Annotated in this window: 18 protein-coding genes; 16 read left to right on the forward strand and 2 right to left on the reverse strand. The window is 39.9% G+C overall.

Annotated elements, in window-relative coordinates; genetic code table 11:
- Positions 1–108 precede the first annotated feature (108 nt).
- The 11 genes from PHEP_RS10595 (at position 109) to PHEP_RS10645 (ending at position 13,202) form a co-directional block, all read left to right on the forward strand.
- Positions 109–1,146, forward strand: coding sequence for an aldose epimerase family protein (locus PHEP_RS10595; RefSeq protein ID WP_015807952.1), 1,038 nt, complete (start codon positions 109–111; stop codon positions 1,144–1,146).
- Entirely contained in the window at positions 1,146–1,787 is a 642-nt protein-coding gene (locus PHEP_RS10600) for a DsbA family oxidoreductase (protein ID WP_015807953.1), read from the forward strand. The genes PHEP_RS10595 and PHEP_RS10600 overlap by 1 nt, the downstream gene beginning before the upstream one ends.
- Positions 1,788–1,825: 38 nt before the next feature.
- Positions 1,826–2,404, forward strand: a complete 579-nt coding sequence (locus tag PHEP_RS10605) for an RNA polymerase sigma factor (RefSeq protein WP_015807954.1) — start codon at positions 1,826–1,828, stop codon at positions 2,402–2,404.
- A gap of 84 nt (positions 2,405–2,488) precedes the next feature.
- Positions 2,489–3,625: a FecR family protein gene (locus PHEP_RS10610; RefSeq protein WP_015807955.1), complete on the forward strand. Its 1,137-nt coding sequence runs from the start codon at positions 2,489–2,491 to the stop codon at positions 3,623–3,625.
- Between the two features lie 266 nt (positions 3,626–3,891).
- The gene (locus PHEP_RS10615; RefSeq protein ID WP_162141649.1) at positions 3,892–7,200 is read left to right on the forward strand and encodes a TonB-dependent receptor; all 3,309 of its coding nucleotides are present in this window, start codon (positions 3,892–3,894) and stop codon (positions 7,198–7,200) included.
- A 57-nt stretch (positions 7,201–7,257) separates the two neighbouring features.
- Positions 7,258–8,847: a RagB/SusD family nutrient uptake outer membrane protein gene (locus PHEP_RS10620; RefSeq protein WP_015807957.1), complete on the forward strand. Its 1,590-nt coding sequence runs from the start codon at positions 7,258–7,260 to the stop codon at positions 8,845–8,847.
- 14 nt (positions 8,848–8,861) lie between these two features.
- Positions 8,862–9,866: a DUF6528 family protein gene (locus PHEP_RS10625; protein WP_015807958.1), complete on the forward strand. Its 1,005-nt coding sequence runs from the start codon at positions 8,862–8,864 to the stop codon at positions 9,864–9,866.
- A 9-nt stretch (positions 9,867–9,875) separates the two neighbouring features.
- Positions 9,876–10,877 (forward strand): DUF6528 family protein, encoded by a 1,002-nt coding sequence (locus tag PHEP_RS10630; RefSeq protein ID WP_015807959.1) that lies wholly within the window; start codon positions 9,876–9,878, stop codon positions 10,875–10,877.
- A gap of 647 nt (positions 10,878–11,524) precedes the next feature.
- On the forward strand, positions 11,525–11,881 hold the full coding sequence (locus PHEP_RS10635; RefSeq protein WP_015807960.1) for a DUF6717 family protein: 357 nt from the start codon (positions 11,525–11,527) through the stop codon (positions 11,879–11,881).
- Positions 11,878–12,645 carry a hypothetical protein gene (locus tag PHEP_RS10640; RefSeq protein ID WP_015807961.1) on the forward strand — a complete coding sequence of 256 codons (768 nt, stop codon included), beginning with the start codon at positions 11,878–11,880 and terminating at the stop codon, positions 12,643–12,645. Before PHEP_RS10635 ends, PHEP_RS10640 begins: the two co-directional genes overlap by 4 nt.
- A 98-nt stretch (positions 12,646–12,743) precedes the next feature.
- Positions 12,744–13,202, forward strand: a complete 459-nt coding sequence (locus PHEP_RS10645) for a hypothetical protein (RefSeq protein ID WP_015807962.1) — start codon at positions 12,744–12,746, stop codon at positions 13,200–13,202.
- 67 nt (positions 13,203–13,269) lie between these two features.
- On the opposite strand, the gene PHEP_RS10650 is transcribed toward PHEP_RS10645, so the two are convergent.
- Entirely contained in the window at positions 13,270–13,743 is a 474-nt protein-coding gene (locus PHEP_RS10650; RefSeq protein WP_015807963.1) for a hypothetical protein, read from the reverse strand.
- A gap of 691 nt (positions 13,744–14,434) precedes the next feature.
- Here PHEP_RS10650 and PHEP_RS10655 point away from each other — a divergent pair.
- The 5 genes from PHEP_RS10655 (at position 14,435) to PHEP_RS10685 (ending at position 18,663) form a co-directional block, all read left to right on the forward strand.
- Positions 14,435–14,947, forward strand: a complete 513-nt coding sequence (locus PHEP_RS10655) for a hypothetical protein (protein ID WP_015807964.1) — start codon at positions 14,435–14,437, stop codon at positions 14,945–14,947.
- A 281-nt stretch (positions 14,948–15,228) separates the two neighbouring features.
- Positions 15,229–15,705 carry a hypothetical protein gene (locus PHEP_RS10660; protein ID WP_015807965.1) on the forward strand — a complete coding sequence of 159 codons (477 nt, stop codon included), beginning with the start codon at positions 15,229–15,231 and terminating at the stop codon, positions 15,703–15,705.
- 1,007 nt (positions 15,706–16,712) lie between these two features.
- Entirely contained in the window at positions 16,713–17,171 is a 459-nt protein-coding gene (locus PHEP_RS10675; RefSeq protein WP_015807968.1) for a JAB domain-containing protein, read from the forward strand.
- Positions 17,172–17,856: 685 nt separating this feature from the next.
- The gene (locus PHEP_RS10680; protein ID WP_015807970.1) at positions 17,857–18,432 is read left to right on the forward strand and encodes a DUF4833 domain-containing protein; all 576 of its coding nucleotides are present in this window, start codon (positions 17,857–17,859) and stop codon (positions 18,430–18,432) included.
- Positions 18,433–18,468: 36 nt separating this feature from the next.
- Complete coding sequence (locus tag PHEP_RS10685) at positions 18,469–18,663, forward strand: hypothetical protein (RefSeq protein WP_015807971.1); 195 nt, start codon at positions 18,469–18,471, stop codon at positions 18,661–18,663.
- On the opposite strand, the gene PHEP_RS10690 is transcribed toward PHEP_RS10685, so the two are convergent.
- Complete coding sequence (locus tag PHEP_RS10690) at positions 18,655–19,593, reverse strand: sulfite exporter TauE/SafE family protein (protein ID WP_015807972.1); 939 nt, start codon at positions 19,591–19,593, stop codon at positions 18,655–18,657. The genes PHEP_RS10685 and PHEP_RS10690 overlap by 9 nt on opposite strands.
- Positions 19,594–19,730 lie beyond the last annotated feature (137 nt).

Here is a 19,730-nt window from a genome sequence, read left to right on the forward strand (position 1 = left end):
AAATAACAAACGCTCCTAAGATACAATTTATGAGCTCAAAATAGGTTTACACTCGTAAAAAAGTACATAAAAAAGCGGGGATAATCCATCTAAAAAGAAATAGAACGAATGAAAACAAAGCTGATCAAGACCGGTAAAATCATTGATGGAAAAGAAGTATTAGGTGTAGAACTGACCAACGCACAGGGTACCTATGTTAAAATATACAATTACGGGGCCATCATAAACAAATTTATTGTAAGCAATAAACTTGGTAAAAAACAGGATATCGTTTTGGGATTTGACGATATAGATCAGTACACAAGCGAAGATTATCTGAACAATTATCCCTACCTGGGAGCTGTGATCGGAAGGTATGCCAACCGGATTAAAAACGGGAGGTTTACAATAGATGGTGAAAGCTATCAGCTTTCGCAGGCTAAAGGTGGGGATTGCCTGCATGGGGGTGATAAAGGTTTTGACAGAAAGGTATGGGACGTATTGTCTACCATAGACCCAAGCGTTACCCTGCAATATGTGAGCGCCGCAGGCGAAGAAAATTTTCCGGGAAAGCTTACTGTTCAGCTTACTTTTAAATTAACGGATGAGGATGAGCTGATCCTGGATTTTAAAGCAACAACTGATGCAGCTACAGCCGTAAACCTTACGCACCACAGCTATTTTAACTTATCGCCCGACGGGGGCTCTGTAAAAGACCACCTGCACCGGATGCCTGCCAGTTATTATCTGGAACAGGATGATAATTATGTGGTTACTGGAAAACTGCTGCCTGTAGAAGGGACAATACATGATTTTTTAGGAGACAAAACTATCGGTCGCGACTGGGACCCAGAGGAAGGGTATGACCAGACGTATGTACTGGATAAGCAGGACGGCGAATTTACACTGGCTTCCGAAACTTCGGAAGAAAACAGCGGATTAAAACTTTCTGTTTATACTACAGAACCTGTGGCGCATTTTTACACAGCAAAATACCTGGATGTAAAGGCGGGTAAAGGAGGGAAGGACTATCATCCTTTCGAGGCTTTCTGTATAGAAACACAGCACCATCCCAATGCAATTAATATACCTGAATTTCCGGGTACTGTTTTAAGGCCCGGAGAAACTTATAAACAAACAACAATTTACAAAATAGAACACAGCTAATGAAGGTAGATATCTGGTCGGACGTAAGGTGTCCGTTTTGCTATATAGGCAAGAGAAAGTTTGAAATGGCATTGGCAAAGTTTGAACACAGGAATGAGGTAGTGGTAGAATGGCATAGTTTTGAACTTGATCCTAATGCAGAAACCCTACTGAACGTAGATGCATATGATTATCTTGCCGACCGTTATGACAGGAACCGGGAATGGGCGATAGAACGTCACAGGGCGCTGGAAGAATCGGCGGCTGAAGTTGGACTGACCTTCAATTTTGACAAGGCTGTTATGGCCAATTCTTTCGATGCGCACCGGTTAATCCAGATGGCTAAGGTCAATGACACGCCAGGTGATATAGAAGAATTGTTGTTTAAGGCACATTTTACCGATGGGAAGAACATTGCCGACCAGCAGGTATTGATAGGGATAGGCAAGGAAGGCGGACTGGATGGCCTGGCTGTAGAAATGATGCTGAAAAGCGATGATTTTACCGATGACGTAAGACATGATGAAAAGATAGCCCAGCAGATCCGTATTAAAGGGGTACCTTTTTTTGTGATTGACCAGAAATTATCTATATCTGGTGCCCAGGCCCCGGAGGTATTTCTGGATGTGATGACCAAGGTGAAAAATGGGGTGGAGGATTAAAAAAGATCGTCAGGAAATGTAATCACGGCATATAAACAATGGAAACATATACCAGCTATTCTGATCAGGAATTAATAAGCCTATTTATATCTGGCAGTGATGGCGCATTTAAAGAAATTTATCTGCGGTATGATAAGCTGCTTTATTTATATGCCTATCATAAACTGGGCAATAAAGAAGAAGCAAGGGATATGGTTCATGACGTGTTTGCCTGGATGCTCAATAACCGCGAAAAACTTGATTTAAAAACTACGCTTTCAGGTTATCTCTATAAATCAGTGTTAAACAAGATCTTTAATTTGTTTAAACACCGGCAGATCCTGAAGAAGTATGCGGATGCGGGAAATCATTATATAGATATAGAAAGTGCCGAAACAGATTTTCTGATCAGGGAAAAGGATGTTGCGGCTATGATTGAAAAGGAAATCCAGGCCATGCCGCCCAGAATGCGCGAGATTTATGAACTAAAAAGAAATAAACACCTTTCTGCAAAAGAAATTGCCCTGCAATTAGATATTGCAGAGTCTACCGTAACCACACAAATGAAAAGGGCCATGAAACATCTGAAATTAAAACTGGGCCTGTTGGTCTACCTGGTCTTTATCATCCACCCCTGAACTGTAAAATTATTTTTATCGCTTGTCCCCATTTTAACTTGCTGAGTTGCCTTTGCTTTATATACGGGTTTTCTTAAAAAAGCAATGGACAAAAAGGATATTAAAAATATACTTCATAAGGTGGATTCAGGTATAGCCTCGGCAGAAGAAGAGGATATAGCGAAGTATTGGCTCCACTATTTTCAAAAGGAGGATGTTCCAGCCCTTTCAGCAGCCGAACTTGATAAAGAAAGCATGGCGGTTTTTACCGCGCTTATGAAAAACCGTAGCACTAGACCGGCTGGTATAAGACGGTTCTGGTATCCGGCAGTTGCAGCAGCTGTATTTGTCATCATAGCTGCGTTCTGGTTTTATACCGACAGGCAGGCAGGTGCTGGTAAACCAGTTGCTTATGCAAACGATGTGGCACCAGGTAAAAAAACGGCCACTTTAACCCTGGCCAATGGCAAAAAGATCGTATTGTCTGACGCCCTTAACGGGGAAATTGCAAAACAGGCCGGTGTTTCTATTTTTAAGACACCAGACGGACAGGTTGTTTATAAGATTGACCCATCCCGACAGCCAGGGGTAGCAGCAGCCTATAATATGCTGAGTACTTCAAGATCTGAAACTTATCAGATCATCCTTCCTGATGGTTCTAAAGTCTGGCTAAATGCAGCTTCATCAATTAAATATCCCGCAACCTTTGCATCCTTCAAAAAACGTGCAGTTGAACTCAGTGGCGAAGCTTATTTCGAAATCGCAAAAGATGAAAAGCATCCTTTTGTGGTGAAAACAGATCAGCAGCAGGTTGAAGTACTGGGTACACATTTTAATGTCAATGCCTACAATGATGAGGGGGTTACAAAAACGGTTTTACTGGAAGGTGCTGTAAGGATAAATACCGGAAATGTAGCAGGTGGCGTTTTAAAACCCGGACAGCAGGGGGTATTGGCAGCTGGTAAGCTAAAAATAGAACCTGCGGATATAGAGACAGAACTGGCCTGGAAAAATGGTTTCTTCCGCTTTAATGATGAGCAACTGGAAAGTATCATGAAAAAAATATCAAGGTGGTATGACATCCAGGTAGTCTACGAAAATGAAGAACTGAAAAAAGAGCCGTTTGCAGGCGTAACCACACGTTTTGCAAATGTATCGGAACTGTTGAGGATGCTGGAGCTGACCGGTGAGGTCAAATTTAAAATTAATGGCAGGCAGATCAGGGTATTGAACGCAAAATAAATTAACCAATATAAACCAAAACAATCATGATTAAAAAAGAAGACTCTACTTAATCCGACCGGATAACGAGGTTTTACTACATAAAAAATCAGGAACACTCGCAATGCTCCTGATCAGATATCTGATAAAACCGAAATGCATTGCTGAAACAATTTTTATCAATTTAAACAGATACTCAAATGTATAAAAATTTTACGAAATTTTTTTGTACGCCTCAGGGCTACATCAGGAAATTCCTTCTGATTATGAAAATTACAACGATCTTAATGTTTGCTACATTAATGCAGGTAAGCGCAACCGGCCTGGCACAGCGCATTACCCTTAATCAGAAATTTACTACCTTAAAAAGGGTTTTTAATGAAATAAACAAGCAAACCGGTTATAACATATTATGGTCTGCAAAAAAAGTAAAGAATACACAGGTCGTAAATGTGAATTTTGAAAATATCTCTTTGCGGGAGGCGCTGAACAGATGTCTGGATGGTTTTCCCTTAACCTATACTATTGAAAACAATGTTATTGTAATCAGGGAGAAAGAAAAGACACTTGCCGATAAGATCGTTGATTATTTTAAGGTAATAGACCTGACCGGCAGGATTACTGATTTAAATGGGGCACCTTTGCCGGGCGCTTCTGTAATGGTTAAAGGCAGCACCCTCTCGGCAACGGCCGATGCAAATGGGGACTATCAGATCAGGGTGCCGGATAACGACGCCATACTGATTTTTAAGTATGTAGGCTTTTTAAGCCAGGAAGTTAAGGTAGATGGCAGGACAAAAATAAATGTTCAGTTAAAAGAGGACCAACAGCTGCTTACCGAAGTTGCGGTTGTGGGTTATGGTACGGTTAAAAAAGTGAACCTGACAGGCTCTTTATCTATTCTTGACATGTCTACCCGCGAAAACCGGCCACTTACCAATGCCAGTCAGGCATTGCAGGGTGTTTCAGGATTGTGGGTAAACCAGGCCGGGGGTAAACCTGGGCAGGATGGAGGAAGTATCCGTATCCGAGGGATCGGTTCAATCGGCTCGTCGGGTAAATCTGACCCGCTGGTGCTGGTAGACGGGATAGAATACAACATCAATGAGATTAACCCCGATTTCATTGAAACGATAACTGTTCTTAAAGATGCTTCGGCCGCAATATATGGGTCAAGGGCTGCAAACGGTGTAATTCTTGTGACCACTAAAACCGGTAAAAAAGGTAAAACAGAGATCAATTATAATTTCAGTTATGGCATACAGGAAGCTACGGCTTTGCCTGATGTATTGTGGGACCCTATTCAGTACATGGAACTGAAAAACCAGGCGCTCATCAATGAAGGCAAATCGGCTGCATCTGTAGATTATTCTGCAGCGCAGATTGCGGAATATAAAAACGGAATGGCCAGCAACCCTATTGCTTATCCTAACCTGAACTGGTTTGACCTGGTCTTGAAAAATGGCTATATCCAACAGCATAACTTAAGGTTCTCTGGTGGTAATGACAATGTATTGTACAATATTGGATTGGGATATATGGACCAGGACGGCATTTTAATTGATGCCAATCATGCAAACAGGTATACACTCAATGCAAATGTTTCGGCCAATGTGACACAGAAGTTAAGGATCGGGACAAATATAGTGGGCAATTACAGGACTTATACAGAGCCTGCTTTTGGAGGGACTTCCGGTACTGCAACCAGCTATTATTTTACCAGGTTAACGCGTGTGCTGCCCATTTTTACGCCTTATACTACCGACGGAAGATATGGTTCGGTAGTGTTCCCTACACCCGGAAGAAATACCATAGAAAATCCCTTGATGCTGCTTAAAGAAGGACGGAATGTACGTACACCCCAACGGGTACTGGCAAAAGTATTTGCCGATTATGAACTCCCTTTTAATCTGAAATACAGCATTAACTTTGGTGTCGACCGGCTTGATGGCTATGCCAGTGTGTTTACACCATACCTGGTATCTTATCATCCGATAACAGGAGCGCCCAATAATTACAATGTAAACCCCAGTTCTTATGAATACAATGAAAATGAAGTGAACACTTCCTTTTACCATACCCTGGACTGGAAAAAGGTGTTTGCAGAAAAACATGCCTTAAATGCGGTAATTGGAGGTAGCTTTAATAATTTTTACAGGAAATCGTTTTCCGGACAGATTGAGGGGTATTTCGATAATACCTTGACCGATCTTTCTGCCGGTTCTGTGAATCCGGCAACAAGCGGCACAAGGACAAAAGATGTACTTGCTTCTTACTTTGGCCGGTTAAATTATAGTTTTGCCGATAAATACCTGGTTGAAGCCGTAGTGCGCTATGACGGTTCTTCAAGATTTTCAGAAGGAAACAAATGGGGAGCATTCCCTTCTGTATCGGCCGCATGGAGAATTGACCAGGAACAGTTTTTTAAAAACATGCCATCCATTAACCAGTTGAAACTACGCGCTTCATGGGGGAAGCTGGGTAACCAGGCTGTAGAACTTTACAGCTATCTTAATTCGGTAAGACTGGGCGCTGATTATTCCTTTAATAATGTGATTAGTCCGGGTTCATCCGTAAATGCCTATAACGATCCGGCGATTTCCTGGGAAACCACTACGACAACTAACCTGGGTGTCGACCTTGAAGCCTGGAAAGGATTGCTGGGCATTACTTTTGATGTTTTTAAACGGAGAACCACGGGAATTCTGAGGCCTGTGAATATTCCTTATCAGGTAGGCGGATTAACCGGCCCGCAAAAAAATGTAGGTGTGGTAGACAATGCAGGCTTTGACCTTAACTTGTCGCACCGAAATACGATCAATGATTTTAGCTATTCCTTTACTGGTGGTGTAAGTTATGTGAAAAATAAGGTAGTCGACCTGAAAGGAGAAACCATCATCAGTGGCAGGAGGATCATAAAAGAAGGATACCCTATCGATTCCTATTACATTTATCAGGCAGATGGCATTTACCAGAACCAGCAGGAGGTAGACAATAGTCCTAAAGTGAGTACCGGGGTAAGACCAGGTTATCTGAAGTATAAGGATATCAATGGCGACAATAAGATTGATGGTAACGACCGTGTAATTACCGGCAGGTCGAACCCGCAGTTTACCTATAGTTTTAATTTAAACCTGGGTTATAAGAATTTTAGCCTGACTTCCTTTTTTCAGGGCATTCAGGGAATTGACCTGTATCCAACCGTTAACCTTGCACAACCTTTTAACAACGGCGCCGGAGTAACCAGGGAGTGGGCTACTGATGCGTGGACACCTGGCAACCCGGGTGCCAGACTACCCATCCTTACAACGGCTACCGGAGCGCCGGAAATGTATTCCACAGCAAATTCGTCCTCATTCTGGTTACAGGACGGTTCTTATCTGCGGCTTAAAAGTCTGCAGTTGAAATACGATTTTAAACAGAACTGGGTTTCTAAGCTCTCTTTGAACAAGGTTGCCTTATTTGTGAATGCCGAAAACCTCGTAACCTTTACCAGTTTTAAAGGGTTTGATCCGGAAAAAGATATCAAATCTGATAATTTTTATGAATATCCGACATTGAAAACCTTCAGTTTCGGTATAAATGCAACATTTTAATACAGCTATAAAGGGAGCCGGTAAAGCTCGGAACTATTAAAATTAAATTATACTCTGATGAAAAATATATCAATTTTATTTTTGTTAAGCCTATTGCTGGTATCCTGTTATAAAGATGCACTGGAAACACAGCCAAACGACAGGTATACAGAAGATACTTACTGGACTTCTGAAAAAACAGCTATGGCCGGTTTAACCGGATGTTACCAGGTACTGACCTCCAATTCATTATATGGATATGCCACTCCCTTATGGGAAGAAACGGCTACGCCCAATGCCTATAATTATGATAATTCTGCTGGTTTTGGCCTGATTGCCCTGGGTACACATACGGCTACCAATGCCGGGGCCGGAAATATTGTTTCTGGTGTAATCGAATTCAGATGGAAAGACTGCTACCGTGGGATTGGCAGGTGTAATACCCTTTTGGACCGGATCAATGCTGTACCCATGGCCGATGTTTTAAAAGACAGGATGAAAGCGGAAGCTAAGTTTTTAAGGGGACTGTATTATTCCATACTGGCCACTTATTATGGTGGTGTACCGCTTATTTTAACACCCCCGAATTTTGATCAGGACGCAAAATTACCACGAAATAGCCGGGCAGAAGTTGTTCAGCAGGTTGTAAAGGATATGGACGAAGCTGCAATGGTACTGCCACCCAAGTTTACAGGTAACGATATAGGCCGTGCAACAAGCGGTGCAGCTTTGGCCATTAAAGCAAGGATGTTACTATTTGAGGCCAGTCCGCTTAATAACCCTTCCGGCGATCTAACCAAATGGGTTGCCGCCGCCAATGCGGCAAAAGCCATAATAGACCTTCCGGGAACAGGTTATGGCTTGTTTCCAAATTACAGACAATTGTTTTTACCAGCCAATGAGAACAAACAGGAGACCGTTTTTGATGTACAGTACACAATTTCCACAACAGGTTTTGGTAATTCTTTCGACCTCATTAACCGGCTTTACAATACCAACGCACCCTTGCGAGACCTGATCAATGCTTATGACATGAAAGATGGGCTTCCACCAGCCCAATCGCCATTGTACGATGCTTTAAAGCCATATGATAATCGTGACCCGCGCATGTACCAAACCATAATTTATCCGGGAGATACCTATCTGGGGGCACCCGTTACTACCGCCACTTTTAAACAAACCGGATATGGGGTAAAAAAATATGGCATATATGATAAAGAAGCGGTTGCAGCTGCCGATCTGATCAACAGCGCCGGACGATCGCAGATCAATTATATGGTGGTACGTTATGCGGATGTACTGCTGATGTATGCCGAAGCACAAAATGAAGTACTCGGGGCTCCTGACGTTACTGTACGAAATGCTGTTGAACTTGTACGTCAGCGGGCAGGACTGGTGCCTTATCAGGTATCAGCTACGCTTACAAAACCACAGATGCGCGAGCTAATCAGGCATGAAAGGAGAATAGAATTTGCATGTGAAGGTTTTTATTATACAGATATCAGAAGATGGAAAACGGCTGAACAGGTGTTAACCGGCCCTATATTCAATTCGCAGAACCAGCAAATTGTTACCCGAAATTTTAACCCATTGAGAGATTACTGGTGGCCAATTGCGCAAACCCAGAGAGAGCTTAATCCAAACCTTGAACAGAATGATAATTATTAAAAAATAACTATTATATGATGAAAAAGATATTGATCCCGGTAATGCTGGGTATGGCTTTATTGCAGGGCTGCAAACAGGAAGAGGTGGCCAAAAACCAGAATAAAACAGCATTGGCAGGTAACAGTGAGTTGTCTGGTGCAATAATGGCAGAACCCAACCGCTACCTGTTACTCGCAGAACAATCCCAAAACCGGATTTCTGTAGTAAATGCTACTGACGGTACTTTTTTCTGGAACTGGAAAGCCGGTGTAAACAACAATGTAAGTGCGGCCCATGTAAGCTGGTTTACCAATCCAAGTGATGCAAAAAGAGTATACAATGGATTGTATATTCTGGCAACAGCTTCTGGTGGTGGGGTTGCATTGATCAGACAGAGTGATAAAAAAGCCGTATTTTATGCTAATCCGGGTGGAAATCCGCATTCTGCTGAATTACTACCTGACGGAAATATTGTAACAGCTTCAAGTACAGGGGGATATTTAATGATCCATAAAATGGATACCCTGCACCATCCTTCTACCGCATTTACAAGAAAAATAATCCAGGAAGATGCGCATAACGTGGTGTGGGACAAAACAAGGCAAAGACTGTGGTCGGCCAGTAAAAATAAACTCTATGCTTATTCCTACAATTTCAGCTGTACCAGCCCGAATTTAACGCTGGTTAAAACCATTACTTTACCGGCAGGCAATGCACACGATCTTTTTCCAGTTTACGGCCAGGATTCATTATGGATCAGTACCAGCAATAAGGTTTGGGTGGTTAATTTAAATACAGATGCAGTTACCGAAGTTAGCACACTGGCCAGGATCAAAAGTGTATCGTCGGGTGGGGCCGGTTATCCAACAGTGGTTTTACAGGGGCTGAACGCTACCGACTGGTGGAATACTAAGGTCATTAACATGGATACCGGTATTGCTGTTTTTGAAGGCACAGGATTGAAAATATATAAAGCCAGATGGAAGATTATGAATGCTTTTAGTTATCCTGCAAATGATGTTTTTCATTTCTGTAATTAGTGATGTTTTATGAGAAAGATCTTATTTGTTTTTATAGCGATCTCATTTCTTGCCATACAGTGTAAGAAGAAAGGTTACACGGCGGAGAATGGAGGCAAGCCTTCTCCGCCGGTCACTGTTCCGGGGGTCGACCCACCAGCATCAGTGGCAGATTGTAAAAAATGCATTATCCTCGCAGAACAGCTTCAGACAAGGGTTGCCATTGCAGATGTCGCTTCTAAAGCCATAATATGGGAATGGAGCCCCGGAATACCAGATATTAAAGCAGATGCTTTAAAGTGGTTTAGCAATATCAGCGATGCAAAGCTTGTTTACAATGGCAAATATATACTTGCAACAGCTTCCGGAGGGGGAGTGGCTCTGGTAAGAATTGCTGATAAAAAGACAGTTTTTTATGCCTTTGCAGGGGGAAATGTACATTCTGCAGAACTACTCCCGGATGGAAACATAGTAAGTGCTTCTAGTACAGGTAATTATTTAACCTTGTTTAAGGTAGATACGTTAAGTTTTCCGGACCATGTTTATGCCAAAACTATACCGATCGATTTTGGACATAATGTGGTGTGGGATCATAAAAACCAGGTGCTTTGGTCGGCCGCTATGAATCAGTTAAAGTCATTTAAGTATAATTTCAACTGTGATTTTCCAGATCTGGATCTGCTAGAATCCATCAGTATACCAGGTACCGAAGCCCACGATCTGTTTCCTGTACATGGTGAAAATGCTTTGTGGCTAACCAATACCACCAATGTTTATAAATTTGATGTTGGAACTAAAAAATTTACACAGGCAGAAGTGATACAGGCTGATATTAAGAGTGTTTCTTCCGGGCCTGAAGGTTATCCGATAATATTATTGAAACCCAAAGTATCCTGGTGGGCAGATGAAGTGATTGACGCAAAAGGCAACACTATATTTTTACAAAATGGCTTAAAAATTTATAAAGCGAGATGGTTGCTGCAAAATGTTTTCAGTTATCCTGTAAATGATGTAATTAAGCAATGCAAGTAGTTTGAAATATGAAGAAAACCCCTATAAAAAAAGAAAGAGGCGTTCTATACAGACACTCCTCTATTCTAACCAAATATCAGGCTATCTTTGGATAATGGTAGCTCTGATGCTTTGAAGGCGGTTTTTGACGTGATGACAATAGGATAGGGACAACCTAAGGGACAACATGAAACATTAAGTTTCATGAAATCCAAGAGATCAACAACAGCAACTAGCTATTTGCTAGCTAATCATCAAGGTGTCGAAATCTTCCTGTCCGTACCGGGAGTAACGGCTAAAGAACAAAGTACTTTCTTGAGTACAACAACAATGGGCGGAAGAAGTACTATGGCAATGGCAGTGTTAAACGTAATGCAATTGAGTTCTTTAACACATTGTCAGAGGGTGACAAGGATAGGAAGGCATACATTGAATCACAATTAGTGGAATTGTACAAGCAAGATATTGAGATTATCATCCACGAATTACATATTGTTCCTAAGTCAGATACGATTTCCATGAAGAACTATCCTCTGCTAAAATGGTGAGTACTGGTGGGTACGCATCTGAATACAGGTTCACTTACGAGTGTAAGTAACCGGTACAACAGAATATCACTATAGAGCTGCACAACGTGTGGCTCTTTTAATATATTTACCTTATATATTATGAAGGACACATTTAGATTTTACAAGACAGCAGACGGCAAATGGTACATTGATTTACCGGAATGGGGCGGTTCAATTGATGATCTACAGATGGTGGAGGGTGCTGATACGATGTTAGATCGTGTCAGTGGTTATACCAATGAATGTTACCTTGAAATGAGTGATGAACCGTTTGATGATGCTGACAGGATTAGACTTGTTGAAGATTTAACTAATTCCGTTGGTGGTGGCAATTATGTTATGGAAACCTATAAAGGTGAAGAGATTAATCATATGATGTGGTTATGCGAGGTGACAGGATATGTCTTTCATGGCTTACCCAGAGCAATATACGTTAATTATCCAGTCGAATTATGAAGATGGAAATAGAATACAAACGGTTACGATGGCTTATTCTGATTGTTGGGGTCTTAGCTCTTATAAGCTCTACTTCGTTTACATTAACTATGGCTGCATGGGGTATGGGTAATAAAACCTACATATATCTAGCATTGTATCCATTATTAATTGTAGCAGTGACGCTTGTAGCGTTTAATGTAAAGGCGGGCTACTTGACCATGTGCTTTATCGCCTGTTGCTACACCGTACTTTTATCAGGATCAGTTATAGAATATGTACTCTATAACAGGAAAAATCTTGTTCTTATACCAATTGTCGTACTTCCATTCCTATTGTATCTTATATTGGTTCCTTTGACAATTAAGATGCTGATGTGGAGATCAGCTAATCGTAAGCTAGTTTACAGGCTTTCCGTGACAATAGTTATGATGTTTACAGTTTATATCTGTTCAGGAATGATTTATAACAAAGCTGATTGTAATTTGTATGCGGATGCTACTATTAAATCAGACGGAACTATAAAAATTGTATGCAAACCTGGTTTTGGGGATGCTAGAGAGTTTTATATTACATCAAAGTCAAGGGAGTTGGTCAAGATGTTTAAGGATAAAGGGGAGCTTTATCAAGGTACATGGAATGCAGATGTACAAGGAGTGGGTACTGTAGTCATGGGTAAGCTCCAAACCTTTACAATAACCCACATCAATGAGATCGAATTAAAGTCTCCATTGGAATGGAATGCAGGTCAACTTATCGGTGATACAACTTTTATTTTACCATGAGCTGCACATTCCCAATCCATCCCCCTTCACAAAAGGGGTGGCGTAGGTCGTACCTATTGTTCTAATTCCTTACCTTGTACTGCATTATTAATAAGGTCATGGGAGAATCTATTCTTAATAACGAAAAAGTAACGGAACTATATTTATATATAGTTCAACACTCTGACACAGATACCGAGTACTGGTACGGTGGAATTAGTGATGTAAACTCAATCTTAGCCACCTTTGACAGGAACGATATTAAAGATTTGGTTAATACACTTATAGAGTGGAGACCAGAACTATTATCTAACCTTGCTTTTGCATTAACGGCAGATGATGATAGAGGATTACCGGCAGTAAGAAGCTACCTTTACGCGCATATATTTTTAATTTTAGATAATCCTGAATTATTGAATGTAATAGATGACTTTGATTATTTATTGAATAGCGATGACATGGTATCTCCTCTTGTCCCTGATATTAGACGTAAGCTAAATGAATATAACTTCCTTAATTACGATAGAGTTGCAATAGGCAATTGTCAGGTAGTTCTTAATAAGCTTAATTGTCACTAGTTCTTCATTCCTATCCTTAGCCTTCGCTCAAAGGGGCGGTTTAACTGAGGCAAATAGGCTATTACAACTAATCGCTATAATTAAAATACAAGACATATATGTACGCTTCACTTTCCAACACGAAGTATTCGTAATACACGCCTAGGTCATAACTGAATGATGTCGAATCTAATTCTGTTGCGCGAAAGCACGATTTGTAACCAGTAATCTCCTTTAATAGATTATGAAAGAAATTAACCTCTTTCTCAACTTTACTGGCTGAAACAAATTTAGTCTCGAAAAGCCAACCTGTCAGTGATTTTTTTAATTCTTCGTCTGAAATTGAATTGAGGTTAAACGATTGATCTCTCAGAACATCAAACTGCTCCTTTAGAGTTTCAATCATGTTTTTATTTCCTTTTTCAACCTGTACAATATCATAATCGTATGAAAGAGTCGAATCAGGCTGATTTAGCGATTCAAATGTGTGTAATATGCCCTTAATGAATGGAATGCCCAAGTTTTTATAATCTCCGTCATCAAGTGTACCACTGTACTTCATATTAATTAATTATTTGTAATGTTAATGATTAGGAGACGATTATGATAAACTCCCTAGTTTTCAAATTTACCTCATTTTGCTTACATAAACTACAAATTTAATAGCAGACGCATACAATGCCTCTCCCTCTTTTGCTGCTTAGAACAGGTTAAGGCATCGTATGGTCTTTGTTTTAGAAGGTAAAAATCCTGTAGTGCTACTTATAAATGCATCTGCGGACTATTCGTACTTAGGGAAGGTTTGTGCAAACATGAACGCTAGTCGTCGGAAATAGGTATTCGCTGCTACTAAGCTGGCCACAGAATGGTGCCAGATTCCCAACGCACACAGCTAGGTTTATTCAACCTGGCTTAGCCACTACACTGATCTGTCATCATTCTTGGCTTTCAGCAAGCGGCGCAGCTCATGAAATGCTACTCTGTCTTTAGTTAGACACTTCGTGACTAACAAAGCCACCGCATTTCTCAGTTCAGCTCACCTGCGGGTCGCTCAGGCTTCAGATTGTCACAATTGTTGAAGTGACAACGCTCTAGGCCAACAGATCAACAATTCCGCCAATCCTTGTGTTTTCATGCTGAAAACATATCAATGCATCGCTACTGCGTAGCTTTACTGCACTGACCTTCGTTTCATTCGCCGGTCGGTGAGCTTAGTAAATATTATTTATATTTAACACTTCATAGTCCTTAATATGGTTTATAACATTGCAGATATTTATAGGAAAGAGCACCCTACTGATCGGGTGCATGCGTTATATTTATATTTAGAAGCAAATCAAGATATTGATGAGGGAGACACATTGATTAATCTTCATGATCCGGAGATATGCTCATATCTTAAGAGCTTTTCACAATCCGAATGGGAGCTATTTGAACAACGAATGTCTAGTTGGAATGAAGCGGCATTATTTAATATTGCTGATGCCCTTCTATCTGCTACCAATGAACATATTAGCGTTAAATACTTATATGCTAAGATATTCCTGCAAACTGAAAACTTGGAGGGCTTGGAGTACCTAGTTCAGAACATACATCTTGTATCCTGCATACCCATTGGAGAATGTGGAATAGACTTTTATCAAGAGATCAAACAGAAGATAATTAAGTTATCAAAGCATTTCGGTTCTGATTATTCCTATTGGCTTCTGGTTCTTGATTTAAAGATTGAAAGTGAAATAGACCATTTCAATTCATTGAAAAGCTAATCGTTGCTTATTCAGTCTACTTATGTTACGTTTACAGTGAGAGCGTTAATTGGGTACGTGCCTTCTGGCATGTGCCCTTTCTTATTTTAGTGGGAGGTAGAGGTGCCATTGTTCCTGTTCGTTTAAAAGGTACAGCACTCAACTGGCAATGGTAACTATCTACCTTTTATAACATAAGAAGTGGACTGCTCCCTTAGCAATGGCATTATACCAATATCCGAAAAAGTGTAACGTCCTCTTAATAATAGATTATTGATACATTTGTGGATATCGTTTTAAGTATGACTACAGTTAGATTTAGAGATTGGACTTTGACAGTAGACCGTGAGACTACACATTTAACTTATGCTTCTGTCGTCAATGGTAGTGCGGAGGATTGCAAATGTGATGACTGTAAAAATTATGTTGTTAACCAGGCAACGGCGTTTCCTGATGAGATTATCTTACTGTTGCATCAGCTAGGGATAGACTATAGAAAGGAATGCGAGGTATGGCGAATGTCGAAGGATGAAAGTGGGAATCATCTTTACAATGGGATATTTCATTTTAAGGGAAGCTTTGAAGGCAAAGATTGCTTCGTGACGACTGATGGGAGTAATGGAACATTTTCTATGACGGATATAAACGAATCTTTCAGCATTGGTTTTAGAATAGCCAGTGAGCTCACTTACTTTAAAGATAAAGAGAATCTCGTTCAAATAGAGTTTGAAACAAGAATACCGTGGACGATTGATAAAAAGCTGGAGCCCGAGTGGTAGACTTTAAGCAGCAATATCCAAAATCTGTACTTACCCCTTAACAATGGTTTTTACCATAATAAATGGATATGGAAGATTGACAGCAAACTGCTATCTTGTGTGACTTAGACATTCATCACACAGCAATAATGAAAGCAACTATCATAAGTATCTTCTCTAGTAAAACAAAGTGGCTGCATTTAACAATCCTGATAATCTCTACGGCATTAGTTACAACTTTTCTTTATATGTTTCTGATTCCGTTTGTGTTTTGGAATATTTATGGTAGTGGTACTAGTGCAGATAGAATTGGAGAACTGCCAATCATGATCTTTGTAGGTGAATGGCTTGCGTTAATCATTGCATTATTGTTTCTTAGTTTTGGTTTCTACCGAAACAGGGCGAAACACAATCTACCCAATGGAAAATCATACTTACTTGCTTCCATATTGTTGGTGCTACTATATCTGTTAAGGGGTCCAATTCTAAACTTTATGTTTACGGTCTTCCAGTAGGCAGCAATATCCACAATCTGAACCTTCCCTATAAAAGAACAAATAGGTTAAAAACATGGATATAGAAGAATGAAAGCAATAAGCTATCTTTGATTGTGATAACTGAGAAAGCAATAGCAGTATATAAAAGATTTGATGGTGATATAGACAGTTGGGCTAGATACGGAACCTCTAAGGATAAGCTAGCCCTCACAGATCAAGAATGGTTTATTATTGATAGCCTCCTTCAAGATTTAAAATTGATCGAGAGTAATTTTGCTTCCGAGGACTATATCAATAAGATAGAAACTCAATTTAGCTTACATATTGAGGGCGAATCAGCTATCAGTTTACTGAAGTCACTAGTGTAATTATATTAATTACTCCACAAAGGTAAGCTTGTCCTAGCGACACGTACAAAGAAGTTCCGGCATAAACGCTCAGGTGGCCACGCGCAGTCCATTTATTCCGTATGCCATCTTTACTTAGTCGCTTGGAAAGCTTGGTTGGGTACCATAATTAATAAATAACTATATGGTACAAAACAAATTATCTAGAGTGGCAGAGATACAGGTTATCTACAAGCCGCATTACAACACACAGAACAGGCCGAAGATTACTAATGCAAGTCTTGCTTACAAGCTGTTCCTTGCGCAATGGTCAATGGACAAGATCGAGTACTTAGAAGAGTTTAAGATGATGCTATTAAGCAGAAGTAACAGGGTGTTGGGCATTGTTGACATTTCAACAGACGGAATAAGTAAAACAGTGGCAGACCCGAAAGTAATCTTTGGTATTGCTTTAAAAGCTGCTGCAAGTGGCATTATACTTTGTCACAATCACCCGAGTGGTGCATTGGAACCTGGAAGTGACAATATAAAGGTTGCAGAGAAGTTATGTTGGGGAGCGAAGATATTAGAGATTGAAATAGTTGACTATTTGATTATAAGCAAAAACAGCTTCTACAGCTATTCAGATGAAGGTTTGTTATGATAATGGCGGGGACAAATACAGGGACAAAATGGGGGATAAAACTCTCATTACAACGCTTAAATGCTATATTAGCACTAACAATTAAAAGACAAGCAATATAATTATTAACTCATGTTGTATCTTAGGTTTATATCCTAACTGATTGATTATTAGACTACAAAACCCCTATAAAAAAAGAAAGAGGCGTTCTATCCAGACACTCCTCTATTCTAACCAAATATAAACCTGTATGAACGGGTTTTCTCTTTAAGTTCTATCAGGCTTTAACCTTAGCCTGAATTGAAACTGTTGTTCATTTTTTATAAGACAAATATACATAGTTTTTATATATAGTGTATATAGTACACTATTGAATTTTAATTATTATGACTTTCAATCAATAATTGCCATGGTAAACCCTTTTTTTTGCGCATTTAAGCCGGTTTTTTAAGATTAAATAATTGTAAATTATTTTTAAATAACGTGAAAAATGAGAAATATCAAATCAAATACTCCATAAAAAACAAGAAATAAGTAAAAAAATGCGGCAGGACGGTTGGTCTGGTGTATCATATTGTGATATTAAAGAAAGACTATCCCTTAAAGCGATACACGTAAAAGTATCGTCTTAATGTAAAATAACCAATGTGTACAGCTTGTCCGATAGTTTTGCGCTAAATTTGAATTCTTAAAATCAGTAAAAAGTATGAAGCCTGCAGGCACCTATATTCAATTCTTAATTTGGTTTTGTATTACCGGATTTTTAACCCTAGGGGCTTATGGTCAGGCTACTGATAACAGCAATCCATCTCCTTTAAAATTTCCGACCCCGCAGGGCATTAACAACCAACTTTTTTATTTACAGCGTGATCCGAATACCAATACCATTATTTGTGAACTGAATATAGAAAGTGATGGCGATTTAAATAAGAAAGAACCTATAAAGGTTTACTGGATCCGCTATGGTGAAAAAGGGGAGAAGGAAGACCTGAGTTATATCCAAAGGAAATTTGCCTATGGTATCCAGACTAAGGACATTGGTAATGAGCAATATGAGCTGAAATTTGTATCCTATAAGAAGTTTCCGATGTACCTTATAAAATCAACCGAAGACAAAAAATATCATGTTTATGTAACGGTAAATAAAAAGAAAATACAGTTGGAACGTATTTTTCTTAGGATTGAGGGCGGATCGTTCTGGTTGCCTAATGTAAAGTATGTGGAGCTAAAAGGTATAAACACTGCTACCAAAACCCAAACAATTGAAAGAATAAAAGTTTAATTTTCTTTATCTTTAAGTAAATTAATACTTAAGGCTATGGAAAAAGAAGCAATGATATCACTTTTGGAAATTATTGACCAGCAAGTTAGTTCTTCTATACTGGGTGGCATGGAAGAAACTTACGAAGAACTGGAAAGACTGGGCTACATCAGGATCAACAGGAATAGTGTGCAGCATTCGGCCTCAATTACCCCCGAAGGCCTGGATTATTTAAACCAGCATTTAGAATAATTTACCAACAGACATCCAGATAATACGGATACTGGAGATGATTACAATGGTGGCAACGCCAATAAACATTTTTTTGATAGGAAGTTTTCCTACCAGATTGGCCGCTATTGGTGCAGCTACTACGCCACCTACAATTAAACCAACAATGGATTGCCAGTGACTAACGCCTAAAACGAAAAAGAAAGTAACGGCGCTGGCCATGGTTACAAAAAATTCGGTCAGACTTACGGAACCAATCACATATTTTGGGGTGCGTCCTTTTGAAATGAGGGTAGACGTAACCAATGGGCCCCATCCACCACCCCCAAAGGAATCTAAAAAACCCCCGGCACCTGCAAGCCAGCCTGCACGCTTAACTTTTTGAGGCTTGGTCTTGGCTTTAAAGGCATTGCTTAATATTCTGATTCCCAGCAGCAAGGTATAAATAGAAATTACCGGTCTGATCCATTGCGAAAAAGCTTCACCGGCATAACTCAGCAATAGTGCCCCCGCTATTGCGCCCAACACACCCGGAATTAATAGTGTCTTAAATAATTTCTTGTTTACATTGCCAAAACGGTAATGGCTGAAGCCAGATGCACCACTAGAAAACATTTCTGCAGTATGTATACTGCCCGATATTACGGCAGGGTTTAAGCCGCCTGATAACAACAGGGTGGTAGAAACAACGCCATAGCCCATGCCCAGTGCACCATCAACAAGTTGTGCAAAAAAACCTACTGCAAGCATCCAATAGAACTTTTCATCCAGTTGTCCGTATGCATTCTTACCAAAAGCAATAACAGATTCATAAGACAGGTAAGTATACAAGGCAAAACCAATAAACAAAACCGCCAGGATAAATAAGCATAGATAAGCGATCTGCCTCCATTTTTTCTCCTGGGATTTGGGTTGTACTGCTACTTTAATTTCGGTTTCCTGAATGCTCATATAATATCTATCGAATTAGTCGACAATATTAGTTCAACTTTTCCAATAATCAAAATTATTCTACTAAATTTATAGTATTAATTTTTAAATTGTTTATACGTAGCCCATACAATTTGCATAAGAAAGCGTGACCTGCA

The sequence above is a fragment of the Pedobacter heparinus DSM 2366 genome (genome assembly GCF_000023825.1).
Classification (GTDB): Bacteria; Bacteroidota; Bacteroidia; order Sphingobacteriales; family Sphingobacteriaceae; genus Pedobacter; species Pedobacter heparinus.

What these genes read in the sequence shown, in the direction of transcription:
- PHEP_RS10630 (WP_015807959.1), top strand. Translation starts at nt 9,876, where the DNA reads ATGAGAAAGATCTTATTTGTTTTTATAGCGATCTCATTTCTTGCCATA.
- PHEP_RS10605 (WP_015807954.1), top strand. Translation starts at nt 1,826, where the DNA reads ATGGAAACATATACCAGCTATTCTGATCAGGAATTAATAAGCCTATTT.
- PHEP_RS10615 (WP_162141649.1), top strand. Translation starts at nt 3,892, where the DNA reads ATGTTTGCTACATTAATGCAGGTAAGCGCAACCGGCCTGGCACAGCGC.
- PHEP_RS10635 (WP_015807960.1), top strand. Translation starts at nt 11,525, where the DNA reads ATGAAGGACACATTTAGATTTTACAAGACAGCAGACGGCAAATGGTAC.
- PHEP_RS10625 (WP_015807958.1), top strand. Translation starts at nt 8,862, where the DNA reads ATGATGAAAAAGATATTGATCCCGGTAATGCTGGGTATGGCTTTATTG.
- PHEP_RS10690 (WP_015807972.1), bottom strand. Translation starts at nt 19,593, where the DNA reads ATGAGCATTCAGGAAACCGAAATTAAAGTAGCAGTACAACCCAAATCC.
- PHEP_RS10600 (WP_015807953.1), top strand. Translation starts at nt 1,146, where the DNA reads ATGAAGGTAGATATCTGGTCGGACGTAAGGTGTCCGTTTTGCTATATA.
- PHEP_RS10610 (WP_015807955.1), top strand. Translation starts at nt 2,489, where the DNA reads ATGGACAAAAAGGATATTAAAAATATACTTCATAAGGTGGATTCAGGT.
- PHEP_RS10685 (WP_015807971.1), top strand. Translation starts at nt 18,469, where the DNA reads ATGGAAAAAGAAGCAATGATATCACTTTTGGAAATTATTGACCAGCAA.
- PHEP_RS10660 (WP_015807965.1), top strand. Translation starts at nt 15,229, where the DNA reads ATGACTACAGTTAGATTTAGAGATTGGACTTTGACAGTAGACCGTGAG.
- PHEP_RS10595 (WP_015807952.1), top strand. Translation starts at nt 109, where the DNA reads ATGAAAACAAAGCTGATCAAGACCGGTAAAATCATTGATGGAAAAGAA.
- PHEP_RS10675 (WP_015807968.1), top strand. Translation starts at nt 16,713, where the DNA reads ATGGTACAAAACAAATTATCTAGAGTGGCAGAGATACAGGTTATCTAC.
- PHEP_RS10650 (WP_015807963.1), bottom strand. Translation starts at nt 13,743, where the DNA reads ATGAAGTACAGTGGTACACTTGATGACGGAGATTATAAAAACTTGGGC.
- PHEP_RS10680 (WP_015807970.1), top strand. Translation starts at nt 17,857, where the DNA reads ATGAAGCCTGCAGGCACCTATATTCAATTCTTAATTTGGTTTTGTATT.
- PHEP_RS10640 (WP_015807961.1), top strand. Translation starts at nt 11,878, where the DNA reads ATGAAGATGGAAATAGAATACAAACGGTTACGATGGCTTATTCTGATT.
- PHEP_RS10620 (WP_015807957.1), top strand. Translation starts at nt 7,258, where the DNA reads ATGAAAAATATATCAATTTTATTTTTGTTAAGCCTATTGCTGGTATCC.
- PHEP_RS10645 (WP_015807962.1), top strand. Translation starts at nt 12,744, where the DNA reads ATGGGAGAATCTATTCTTAATAACGAAAAAGTAACGGAACTATATTTA.
- PHEP_RS10655 (WP_015807964.1), top strand. Translation starts at nt 14,435, where the DNA reads ATGGTTTATAACATTGCAGATATTTATAGGAAAGAGCACCCTACTGAT.